The sequence below is a fragment of the Ensifer sp. GW823-FHT05D09 genome (assembly GCF_058795755.1).
On the sequence record NZ_JBXAIA010000011.1, the window covers coordinates 257,036 to 268,439 of the forward strand.

11 protein-coding genes are annotated in these 11,404 nt (G+C 62.3%); 8 read left to right on the forward strand and 3 right to left on the reverse strand.

All coding sequences use genetic code 11. The annotated features are described in order from the left end of the window. The first annotated feature begins 261 nt into the window (after positions 1–261). From AC1Q80_RS26585 to AC1Q80_RS26600, 4 genes are all read left to right on the forward strand, one after another. On the forward strand, positions 262–1,992 hold the full coding sequence (locus tag AC1Q80_RS26585) for a phosphoethanolamine transferase (protein ID WP_173422956.1): 1,731 nt from the start codon (positions 262–264) through the stop codon (positions 1,990–1,992). A 181-nt stretch (positions 1,993–2,173) separates the two neighbouring features. After that, positions 2,174–2,554 (forward strand): hypothetical protein, encoded by a 381-nt coding sequence (locus tag AC1Q80_RS26590; RefSeq protein ID WP_173422955.1) that lies wholly within the window; start codon positions 2,174–2,176, stop codon positions 2,552–2,554. 197 nt (positions 2,555–2,751) lie between these two features. Continuing rightward, entirely contained in the window at positions 2,752–3,417 is a 666-nt protein-coding gene (locus AC1Q80_RS26595) for a metallophosphoesterase family protein (RefSeq protein ID WP_173422954.1), read from the forward strand. Between the two features lie 127 nt (positions 3,418–3,544). After that, positions 3,545–4,216: an HAD family hydrolase gene (locus AC1Q80_RS26600; protein WP_173422953.1), complete on the forward strand. Its 672-nt coding sequence runs from the start codon at positions 3,545–3,547 to the stop codon at positions 4,214–4,216. Positions 4,217–4,255: 39 nt separating this feature from the next. On the opposite strand, the gene AC1Q80_RS26605 is transcribed toward AC1Q80_RS26600, so the two are convergent. Both AC1Q80_RS26605 and AC1Q80_RS26610 read right to left on the reverse strand, forming a co-directional pair. Next, positions 4,256–4,561, reverse strand: coding sequence for a hypothetical protein (locus AC1Q80_RS26605; RefSeq protein WP_492362360.1), 306 nt, complete (start codon positions 4,559–4,561; stop codon positions 4,256–4,258). A 20-nt stretch (positions 4,562–4,581) separates the two neighbouring features. Next, positions 4,582–5,268, reverse strand: a complete 687-nt coding sequence (locus AC1Q80_RS26610; protein ID WP_492362361.1) for a GntR family transcriptional regulator — start codon at positions 5,266–5,268, stop codon at positions 4,582–4,584. A gap of 240 nt (positions 5,269–5,508) precedes the next feature. Here AC1Q80_RS26610 and AC1Q80_RS26615 point away from each other — a divergent pair, with 240 nt between their 5' ends. The 4 genes from AC1Q80_RS26615 (at position 5,509) to AC1Q80_RS26630 (ending at position 10,303) form a co-directional block, all read left to right on the forward strand. Beyond that, positions 5,509–6,537, forward strand: coding sequence for an amino acid ABC transporter substrate-binding protein (locus AC1Q80_RS26615; protein WP_209789934.1), 1,029 nt, complete (start codon positions 5,509–5,511; stop codon positions 6,535–6,537). Between the two features lie 72 nt (positions 6,538–6,609). Next, positions 6,610–7,758: an amino acid ABC transporter permease gene (locus tag AC1Q80_RS26620; RefSeq protein ID WP_173422950.1), complete on the forward strand. Its 1,149-nt coding sequence runs from the start codon at positions 6,610–6,612 to the stop codon at positions 7,756–7,758. Positions 7,759–7,761: 3 nt separating this feature from the next. Beyond that, positions 7,762–8,868 carry an amino acid ABC transporter permease gene (locus tag AC1Q80_RS26625; protein ID WP_492362362.1) on the forward strand — a complete coding sequence of 369 codons (1,107 nt, stop codon included), beginning with the start codon at positions 7,762–7,764 and terminating at the stop codon, positions 8,866–8,868. Continuing rightward, a complete protein-coding gene (locus tag AC1Q80_RS26630; RefSeq protein WP_492362363.1) occupies positions 8,861–10,303 on the forward strand; it encodes an amidohydrolase family protein in 1,443 nt (480 codons plus the stop codon). Before AC1Q80_RS26625 ends, AC1Q80_RS26630 begins: the two co-directional genes overlap by 8 nt. 62 nt (positions 10,304–10,365) lie before the next feature. Here AC1Q80_RS26630 and AC1Q80_RS26635 read toward each other — a convergent pair. Beyond that, positions 10,366–11,404, reverse strand: a 1,039-nt coding sequence (locus tag AC1Q80_RS26635) for a sulfate/molybdate ABC transporter ATP-binding protein (protein WP_492362364.1), incomplete at its 5' end; no start/stop codon positions are given.

Genomic DNA, 11,404 nt, shown 5'->3' on the forward strand with positions numbered 1-11,404 from the left:
CCATTCTTGGCCCGACCATATGGGCTTTCTCCGCGGCTGCCAACTCCTTCGCCGGGGCCAACCAAAACGGGTGTCGAAGAGCCAATAGGCAATCTTGACGGGGTTTCGACAGCTTACCGGGCGTATCTCGACAGGGCAGGAGGAGGCTGCAATCGAACCGGCGACCCCGCATGACGCGGCCTCCGCCTCTAATGGATGCCCGCGACAACGTTGGCCGCATGCCAAAAATCGGCCCGGCAGTCGCAGCAGGAGAAGACTGTTTTGATGGTCCCAAGAATTCGCCGGCCAGTGCTCGGCAGCATCACGCTCAGCGCAATCGTCAGCATCTATCTGCTCGCTATCACCAACAATTCCTTCTGGAAGCACGCGGTGATCTATTTCGATCACTCGCGGCTGTCGCTGCTGTCGTTCGGGACAGCGCTCGCGCTTGCGACTTTCGCTGTTCTGACGTTTGCGTCGGTCAAATACGTCATGAAGCCGGTGCTGATCTTCCTCATCGTCGTCTCCGCGTCGTCAGCCTATTTCGTCGACTATTTCGGTGTGATCATCGACAAGGACATGATCGGTAATGCGGCCGTCACCACCCAGGCGGAAGCGGGCCATCTTCTGACCGGCAGCCTGATGCTGCACCTGTTGGTTTACGCGGTCATTCCTTCGATGTTCGTGCTTTGGGTCAAGGTTCGCCATCGGCGCCTTCTGCCCAAGGCGGCTTTCAATCTCGCCGTCATAACCCCGTGCCTGCTCGTCAGCGGCGGGTTGATCTATTCGGATTTCGCCAGCGTTGCCTATGTCATCCGCGAGCACAAGGATCTGATGAAGCGCTTCAATCCGACCGGGCCCGTTTCCGCGGCCGTCAGATACGCTTCCTCGACTTACAAGGAGCGCAACCTCGTGGTGCAGCCGCTCGGCACCGATGCCCGGCAGGGCGCGCGCGTTGCGGCGGCAGGCAAGCCGGTCGTCGTAGTCGTCGTTGCCGGTGAAACCGCCAGGGCGATGAACTTCTCGCTGAACGGCTACGAGAGGGAAACCAATCCCGAACTCAAATCTCTCGGGGTCATCAATTACACGGACACAACAAGCTGCGGCACGGCAACGGCGATTTCGCTTCCCTGCATGTTCTCCGTCTATCCGCGCAACGAGTATAGCGACTGGAAGGCCCGTTCGACCGAAAACCTCATGAACGTGCTGACCCGCGCTGGCGTGTCCGTGTCCTGGTGGGACAACAACACCGGCAGCAAGGGCATCGCCGACCTCATCAACTTCGCCAGCATGACCGGCCAGAAGAACAGCCCGCTGTGCAACAATGGCGAATGCCTCGACGAGATTTTTCTCGGCGAACTGGACAAGAAGCTGTCGGCGACCAAGTCGAACAGCGTCATCGTGCTCCATCAGCTCGGCAGCCACGGTCCGTCCTACTATCTGCGCTATCCGGAAAAATTCCGGAAGTTCAAACCGGATTGCCGCACGCCCGAACTGATGAAATGCTCGGTCGAGGAAATCACCAACGCCTACGACAACACCATCCTCTACACCGACTATGTGCTCGCAAGCGTTGCCCGCCTGTTGGAAAAGCATCAGAACGACATCTCGGGCGCGATGATCTACATGTCCGATCACGGCGAATCCCTCGGCGAGAACGGCATCTATCTGCACGGCGCGCCCTATGCGATCGCCCCGCGCGAGCAGACGCAGGTCCCTTTCGTCACATGGTTTTCAAAGCCGTATCAGGCGGCGATGGGCGTCGATACGAGCTGCCTTGCCAAGGAGACGGACCAGCCGAAGTCACATGACAACCTGTTCCACACCGTGCTTGGCATGATGGATGTTGAGACGAAGGTCTACAACCGCGATCTCGATGCATTCGCCAACTGCACCCGGCAGGGGCCTGCGGGCAAACCGGCCGTGTCAACCTTCCAGGCTGCCGATACGGCGAAGGACCTGCCGGCCGCGGTCGTGCCTGTTACCGCCCCGCCAGACGCCAAGGCGCTCTAACGGTCCAGCCCGACCGCTGGAGGCAGAACAAATCGGATCGACGCTTGGAACAAAGCATCCGTCCGCGCACTTCCCTGCATATCCATTTGTTTGCGGCAGCAAGTCTGCTGCAAGCGCGTGGGGACGGAGACGCCACGCCAGTCGGCGCCGGCAATCCGTCCTTTTGCTGAGGGAGAAACTGATGCAGGTCGTCGGAATACAGGTTTCCGCTGAACGCGCCGGCAAGGCCGGCTTCACCGTAGAGTTCGTTGGCGCGGAAGGCGAAGTCGTCACGGTCACGTGTCCGCAGGATGCGCAGGCGTCGTTGAACAGGTTGAATGCGGTGGCCAGGGCAAAGGCCATTCTGTCGGCGGCGATTGAAGCTGACGAAACGGCGCTGGAGGCGTCCAATCAACCGCGTCCGGGTGCCGCGGCGAGGGACCCCCTGCCCAATGCGCGCACTGCGCATGACACGGGAACGATGGAAGAGCAGCTCGACGAAGGTCTCGAAGACACCTTTCCGGCCAGCGATCCCGTTTCCATTGCCAGTTCGGCTATCGCCAAGGGAAATTCCCGTCGCTAGCGACGACGATTTCCGTGCTCCAGTTCGAACCTGAGACGAGGCGTCATTCCTGACCGGCGGGTCGTCTGTTTTGCCGGCGCTGCGATTGGCGGCCTTGCCGTGTTTCCGCCATCCGTGCAGTCTATCGGCGTTCGCATTCAAACGTCGGACATCCGTTGCGGCGTCTATGTGTTCGTCGAACGCCGGAGGACTGGCGCATGTGTGCGCAGCATTTGACCTTTGCCGTCGGCGATATCCATGGCTGCCTGGCCGAGCTACAGGCGCTTCTGCTTCAGATCGAAGCTTATGCGCCTGAGGGCAGGGTGATCATTCTTGGCGACATGATCGATCGCGGCCCCGATAGCCGTGGCGTCGTCGAGTTGATCATGGCAGGTCCGCAGAAGCAGGGCTGGAGCTGGCTGGCACTCAAGGGCAACCATGAGGAAATGCTGCTCGGTGCCCGTAGCGGCGAGAGCGATGTCGACTGGTGGTTATTCAACGGTGGCAAAGAGACACTGGCATCCTACGACAACGTCATTCCCGGAACCCATCTGAAGTGGCTGATGCAGCTTCCTTCCATTATCGTCGAGCCGTTTCGCATCTTCGTGCATGCGGGCGTCGACGAGACCATGCCGCTGGAGCGGCAGGGCGACGAAATCTTCCTCTGGATCCGGCGCCCGGATCATTATTCGGGTGACTATTGGGGCAAACATCTTTGCCACGGCCACACGCCGAGCCGAAGAAACCCTTCGACGGTTGGCAACCGCACAAATGTGGATTCGGCTGCCGTGTTCGGCGGCAGTCTTTCCTGCGCCATCTTTGACGACGACATTCCGGGCGGCCCCATCGGTTTTCTGAGCGTTGGCGGCGGTGACCGTTTGTAACTTGGCGTTGCGGAAGATGATCAAGGGTTCGCCGAATTGCGTTGTGCGCCTGCCCGGCAGGCTGTAGGTGTGCCGAAACTGTCGGGCTGGCTTTCCCGCCCATTATCGCAGCTTCAGGGGATCACCGTTGGATACCGCGCCTTCATCTCTCTTCGCCAAGAATTTTGCTGCTCTCCTTTTCGATATGGATGGCACGCTGCTCAACTCTATGGCCGTCGTCGAACGCGTCTGGGGTGCATGGGCCGTGCGCAACGGTCTCGATCCCGTGGAAATGATGAAGACGGTCCATGGCGTTCGCGCCGTGGACACGATCCGCACACTTGAACTGCCGGGCGTTGATCCGGAGCATGAAGCCCACGAGCTTGCGCTCGCTGAAATCGCCGACGTCGAAGGCATCATCGAGATCGAGGGCGCCATTGCCTTTCTCAATTCATTGCCGGCGGAGAAGTGGGCGATCGTCACGTCGGCGCCGCTCGACCTCGCCGTTCGCCGCCTCGCGGCCGCCGGCATCCCGACGCCGAAGCTGATGATCACCGGCGAAGATGTGTCTGTCGGAAAACCCCATCCGGAAGGGTATCTCCTGGCTGCCGAGAAACTGGGTGTTCGCCCGGAAGACTGCATCGTTTTCGAAGACGCACCGGCCGGAATTCTCGCCGGCAGGGCAGCCGGCGCGGAAGTCATCGTCATCACCGGTGCGCATGACGCCGCAGCCGACACGCAGCACATGACGCTCGCCCGCTACAACGATATCGAAGCGGGTATTGCCGACGACGGCATGCTGTCGCTGCGCCGCCGCTAAGCGTCGGCATCGGGCGGCGCTCGCCGGTGCGAGAGCTGCTTAAGCCAAGACGCTGATGATTGCCGGAGAGCCTGATCCAGGGCCTCCGGCTTTTCCTTTTGACGAACCTGGCCGTGGCCCCGTCAGTTCGCCGTTCGAATTGTCGATCCAGCCGCCGCCCTCGTCGAGTTGGCCGTGGGCGGCAGGGATCAGCTCGACGAAGTCTTCGCGTTGAAAGCGGGTGTCGTTCCACTCGGCCATCGACAGATGGGCGATCGAATAGACCTGATCCTGCGTCGGTCGCGCGGTTCGCGCCTCAGGTCGATGGTGATGCCGCCTGTAAGCGAGAAGGCTGTCGACCGCCAACAACGGCGTTGTGACGGCTGTCAGCTTTCGCTGGCGTAGCGCTTCAGGATCTCGGAAATATCCGGCTCGGCCTTGTCAGGGTTGAGTTCGGCGCGAAGCTCGACGGCGTCGAGATGCTCAAGCATGATCTTTTCGGCCGCGGCAGTATCCTTCGACCGCAGCGCGCGAATGATCTGAATATGTTCGTCGACCGCGCATTCGGGCGAGTGCAGGCGGGCAAAGCGGGCGAGGATCAGCGAGCAGCGCGAGACGACTTCACGCACAAACCGTGTCAGCGCCTGGGAGCCCGTCAATTCCGCGAGCAGAATATGAAACTCGCCGGCAAGGCGTATCGACAGCGGTCCGTGATCGGAAAGTGCCGCCTGCTCCTCGCGCACATGCTGCTCAAGGCGCTTGAAGCCTGTAGTGCCGAGGTCCGCCACGAGGCGCCGGATGACCTCCGCCTCCAGCATGCGGCGCAGCGAAAAGATGTCGCGCGCCTCTTCCAGCGTCGGTTCGGCCACGCATGCGCCCTTGTTGGCTCTGAGATCGACGATCCCCTCGGCGTTCAGGCGCACGAGCGCACCGCGCACGCTGGTGCGGCTGACCTTGAAATGATCGGCGATCGTGTCTTCGGAAAGTTTGGTGCCTGGCTTCAGGGCCTGCTCCAGGATCGCCTGGCGCAACAACCGATAGACAACCTCGCTGCGGCTAGATCTCTCAGACAAGGTTGCCTCCCCAAGCAAGCCGAATGCGGTCGGCAAAACATGTCCCATGACTTCGATAGCGCCCACAGCCATGCGCGTCAATATTGTATACAATAATGTTGCCATTTGTATCCGACTATCGTATGCAATTGATGGCGCCGGTGGTACACCCCTGGCGCCGGCCCATGCGGGAGGAGGCATGCGAAGAGGATCGCTTGACCCGCAAGAGGTCGAGATTGTCGTAGTCATCGGGAGGGGAAAATGAAGAAAAGAATTCTGCAACTCTGCGCCACGGCAGCCGGCATGGCGATCGGCCTGACGGCGTTTGCCGCCAACGCCGCGACCACGCTTGAAACGGTCAAGGCGCGCGGCAAGCTGATCTGCGGCGTCTCGATGAGCACGCCCGGCTTTGCCACCGCGGACGCCAAGGGTCACATGCAGGGCTTCGACGTCGACGTCTGTCGTGCCGTTGCTTCGGCGGTTTTCGGTGATCCGGAAAAGGTCGATTTCGTCCTGACGAACATCAACACCCGCTTCCAGGCGCTGCAGTCGGGCGAAATCGACATGCTGTCGCGCCAGACCACCCACACCTTTTCGCGTGAAGTCTCGCTCGGTCTCGATTTCGGTCCGACCGTGTTCTACGACGGCCAGGGGCTGATGGTGCCGAAGTCGCTCGGCGTCAACAGTGCCAAGGAATTGACGGACGCGGCAATCTGCACGCTGCCCGGCACGACCACTGCCCAGAACCTCAGCGACTTCTTCCGCTCGATCGGCGGCAAGTTCGAGCTGGTCGTCTTCGAAAGCCCGGATGAAAACCGCAACGCCTTCTTCTCCGGCCGTTGCGAGGCGATCTCGTCCGACCGCTCTGACCTGGCATCGATCCGCGCCGTCGCCAACAACCCGGACGACTATGTCGTTCTGCCCGAGACGATCTCCAAGGAGCCGCTTGCGCCGTCCGTCCGACAGAACGATTCCAACTGGCGCGATATCGTCTCCTGGTCGGTCTGGATGCTGATGGCGGCTGAAGAGCGCGGCATCACTCAGGCCAATGTCGACGAGATGGCCAAGAGCGAGGATCCGGAAATCCAGCGCATGCTCGGCGTCAGCGAAGAGCTCGGCAAGATGCTAAACCTCGACAACAAGTGGGGCTACAACATCGTCAAGGGTGTGGGCAACTACGGTGAAGTGTTCGAGCGCAACCTCGGCACCAAGACGGCGCTTGGCCTGACCCGTGGGCCGAACACCCGCTGGAGCGAAGGCGGCCTGCTCTACGCACCGCCGTTCCGTTGATATTCGTCGGCCCGCGCCTGGGCGCGGGCCTTTCCGTCTTCGACGTTCCCCTTGCCTGGCAGACGTGTCGCCATGTCCCTGATTTATGACGCGCGCATCCGCGCGTTCCTCTACCAACTGGTCGCGATCGGCGCCGTCGTCTTTGTCGCCTGGGCGATGTTCAGTACGGCGAGCGCCAACCTTGCCAAGCAGGATATCGCCACCGGCTTCGGCTTTCTGGCGCGCCAGGCGGGCTTTGTCATCACCGAGACCGCGATCGCTTACGAGCCGACGGATACCTTCGGCCGTGCCATCCTTGTCGGTATCGCCAATACGGTGAAGGTTTCGGCGCTCGCCGTTTTCTTCGGAACGATCCTCGGCGTGCTCGTCGGCATCGGCCGTCTCTCGCACAACCCGGTGCTGTCGCGCTTGATGCTTGCCTATGTCGAGGCGCTGCGCAACGTTCCGTTGCTCCTCTATCTCCTGCTCTGGTATTCGTTGATCATCTCGGTGTTTCCGCCCGTCAAGCAGGCGATCGAGATGTTGCCAGGCGTCTTCCTGTCCAATAGCGGCCTGGTGATGCCGGCCATGCGCTGGGCAAGCGGTTTTGAGGCGCTATTTGTCGCCGTTGTCGTCGGCATCGTTGCCGCCGTGGTGATCGAGCGCATCCTTGCTCGCCGCCGGATTACGACCGGCAAGGACATGCCGATTGCGACCTTCGCCGCGCTCGCCCTGCTGCTGCCGCTTGCGGCAACCTTGCTCTTCGCCGACATCTCGGTGTCTCTTGACGTCCCCGAACTCGGCCGGTTTCGCCTGACCGGCGGCTACCACGTGCGGCCGGAATTTGTGGCGCTGTTGATCGGCTTGACACTGAGCGCTTCGGCCAACGTCGCCGAAATCGTCCGTGCCGGTATTCAAGCGGTCAGCAAGGGACAATGGGAGGCGGCAACCGCCCTCGGCCTGCCGCGCTCGCGCACTCTGAAGCTCGTCATCCTGCCGCAGGCGTTGCGCATCATCGTGCCGCCGCTGACCAACACCTATCTGACGGTCTTCAAGAACAGCTCGCTCGCGATTGCCATCGGCTACCCCGATCTCGTGATGGTCTCCAACACGATCATGAACCAGACCGGCCAGGCTATCGAAGCCATCGCCATCTTCATGGCCGTCTATCTCGGTCTGTCCATCCTGATCTCGCTGGTGATGAACTGGTACAACGCGCGCGTTGCGCTGAGGGAGCGCTGAGCCATGGCCCAGTTCGAAGGCTTCGTTGCCGACCCGACCCTGATGGCGCCCGCTGCCCGGCCGCCCGCCCACAACCGCACCTGGCTTTCGGCCTATTTCGGAACGCCGGGCAACGCCCTGATTACGATCGTCTGCCTCGGCACGATCTTCGGCCTTGCCAAGCTCGCGATCGGCTGGCTGTTCGTCGATGCGATCTTTGCCGGCACGCCGGCGGAGTGCAAGGCGTCCAGCGGCGCGTGCTGGCCGTTCCTGTCTGCCAAGCTGCGCTATATCTTCTTCGGCTTCTACCCCTTCGACGAGCAGTGGCGGCCGCAGACGGCGATGCTTCTGTTCCTCGGCGCCTGCGGGGTCTCGATGGTGCCGCGGACCTGGGGCAGGGCACTTGCCGTTGCCTGGATCGTCGTGATCCTGCCGACGCTCTACACGCTGATGGCCGGCGGCATGTTCGGCCTGACACCCGTGCCGACCACGCAATGGGGCGGCCTGCCGCTGTCCTTCATGCTCTCCTTCGTCGGGCTCGCCTGTGCCTTGCCGCTGGGGATCGCCCTTGCCCTTGCGCGCGCTTCGAGCCTGCCGGCGATCCGTGTCCTCGGCGTCGGCTTCATCGAGATCGTCCGCGGCGTCCCGTTGATCAGCATTCTGTTCATGGCAACCGTCATGCTGCCGCTGTTCATGCCCGACGGTATCACCATCGACAAATTGCTGCGGGCCCAGGTGGCGATCATTCTCTTTGCCGCCGCCTATATCGCCGAAATCGTGCGCGGCGGCCTGCAGGCAGTGCCCAAGGGGCAGATCGAAGCTGGCCATTCGCTCGGGCTGCACTATTGGCAGATCATGTCCAAGATCGTGCTGCCGCAGGCGTTGAAGAAGGTCATCCCGCCGCTTGTTGGCCTGTTCATCGGCTTCTTCCAGGATACAACGCTGGTGACCATCGTCGGCCTGCTTGATTTCCTCGATACCGTGCGCACCGCCATGCGCGACCCGCAATGGCAGGGCATCGCCGTGCTCGAAGGCTACGTCTTCGCCGCGGTCGTTTACTTCTTTTTCAGCGCATTGATGGGCGCTTACAGTCGTTTCCTCGAGCAATATTTCAGGACCACGCATGACTAAGTCAGTTCACGTCATCCGCAAGGCGCACACCGTCGTCGGCTTCAATGCCGAAGCGAAGAGCCATGTCTACCTCTACGACGCCGATGTCGCCTATGACGAGACCGGCTTCGTGCATGTCGGCGGACACTACGACGGTGCCTTCACCAGCGAAAACTCAGGCGTTGACCGCATGGTGACGCCCGGCTTCGTCAATGTGCATTGCCATTCCGGCGAGGAGCCGATCTCCAAGGGCATCTTCGAAGATGCAGGGACGTCAGCGCTTTGGGGCAATGCTCTCTACGAATACTCCAACCTGCTGGAGATCGACGACGGTGCCATCGAGGCGTCGTTGACCGTGATGCTGGGCGACCTGATGCGCAGCGGCGTGACGACTCTGCTCGATATTGCCGGACCCCACGAAAGCTGGCTGCCGACATTGGCGCGAAGCGGCGCCCGCGCCTTCGTCGCTCCCGGTTTCCGCGAAGCGCAATGGCATGTCGAGGACAGCCGTCGCCTTGATTTCATCTGGGACAGGGCGCGCGGCCGCGATGCGTTCGCCCGGGCGCTCGATGTCGTCGATGCGGCCGCAAGCCATCCCTCAGGCCGCCTTGGTGGCGTGGTGGCGCCATCGCAGATCGAAACCTGTTCGGCCGAATTGCTGCAGGACGCGGCAGCCGAGGCGCGCAAGCGCGGCATGCCGATCACCATCCACTCCGCCCAGACGATGGCGGAGCATGAAGAACTTCTGCGTCGGACCGGCCTGACTGCGGTGCAGTATCTGGAAAGCCTCGGCGTCCTCGGCGACAACCTGATCCTTGGCCATTGCATCTTCGTCGACAGCCATTCCTGGACACGCCAGCGCACCGACATCGATCTCGGCCTGCTGGCGGCACGGCGCACCACTGTGGGCCATTGCCCCGTCACCTTTTCGCGAAGCGGCATGGCGCTGGAATCGGTCGGCCGCTATCGCCGCGCCGGCGTCAACGTTGCGCTCGGCACCGACAGCTATCCCTTCAATATGCTGGAAGAGATGCGCCAGGCGATGATCTGCGCCAGGCTTTCCGGCAAGTCGGTGTTCGACGTCTCGACCGCGGATATTCTCGAGACGGCAACGCTTGCAGGCGCCCGTGCGCTTGGCCGTGACGATATTGGCAGGGTTGCGGTCGGTGCGAAGGCGGACTTTCTTGTCGTCGATCTGAAACACCACGCGATGCAGCCGGTCTATGATCCCTTGCGCAACCTGCTGCATTGCGCGGCCGAACGGGCGGTCGAGGAGGTCTATGTCGACGGGCAATGCGTCGTGCGTGATGGACGTCCGACCATGATCGACTACGACGGCGCCGTGGCGCTGCTGCAGGAAGCCCAGGATTACGCGTGTCGCAAGGCGCCGGAAAACGATCCGAAGAAGCGGCCGATGCGCGACCTGGCGCCGCTGTCGCTGCCCGTCGGGCAGTAGGCAGCGGAGCGATCCGCGAACATGAACTGGGGGAGCGCCGGCAGTGCCGGCGCTTTCGTGTTTCAGGCTTGCGCGACCAGTTGCGGTTCTTCAGCCGCAGCACCGTCCTGCTTCGGCGTCGCGAGTACGTGCCCGTCCCTGAAGAGTTTCCACTTTGTGGGTCGGAACGCGACCCTTGCGCGGTCCTGTGTTGTGGTGCGTTCTGGCGGCAGTTCGATTTCGGCATGCGGGTGGTTGCGGCCGAGGTCGAGTTCGAGATGGCGAGTGCCGGCAACACGGCGGCTGGCGGTGACGAGCCCGGCCAGACAGCCGCCGCAGCCATCGATCAGCTCGATGTCATGCGGGCGGAAGTAGAGCGTGGCCGGACCATCGGGCTCGGTCGGGGCTCTGAGGCCGATCGGCCGGTCCTCAAACCAGATCTCGCCGTTTTGAAGCGTGACGGACAAGGCATTCGACTGGCCGATGAAGCCGTAGACGAAGGGCGAGACCGGATGATCGTAGATCTCGTCGGGGGTGCCGACCTGTTCGATGGCGCCCTTGCTCATGACGACGACCCGGTCGGCCAGTTCCAGCGCCTCTTCCTGGTCATGGGTGACGAAGATGGTGGTGTGGCCGGTGCGGTCGTGGATCTCGCGCAGCCAGCGCCTGAGTTCCTTCCTGACCTGGGCGTCAAGGGCGCCGAAGGGCTCGTCGAGCAGAAGCACGTTCGGTTCGACCGCCATGGCGCGGGCGAGCGCCACGCGCTGGCGCTGGCCGCCCGACAGCTGTGCAGGATAGCGCTTCTCGAGGCCGGAGAGCTGGACGAGATCGAGCAGGTCGAGGGCGCGCTTGCGGATTTCTGCGGCCGGCGGCCGGGTTTTGGCCGGGCGGACCTTCAGCCCGAAGGAGACATTGTCGAGCACGGTCATGTGCCGGAACAGGGCGTAGTGCTGGAAGACAAAGCCGATGTTGCGCTCCTGCACGGTCTTTTGCGAGGCATCGTCGTCGCCGAAGAAGATCGTGCCGTCGGTCGGGCTTTCAAGGCCGGCAACCAGACGCAGAAGCGTCGTCTTGCCGGAGCCGGACGGGCCCAGAAGCGCGATCAGCTCGCCCGAGCGGATG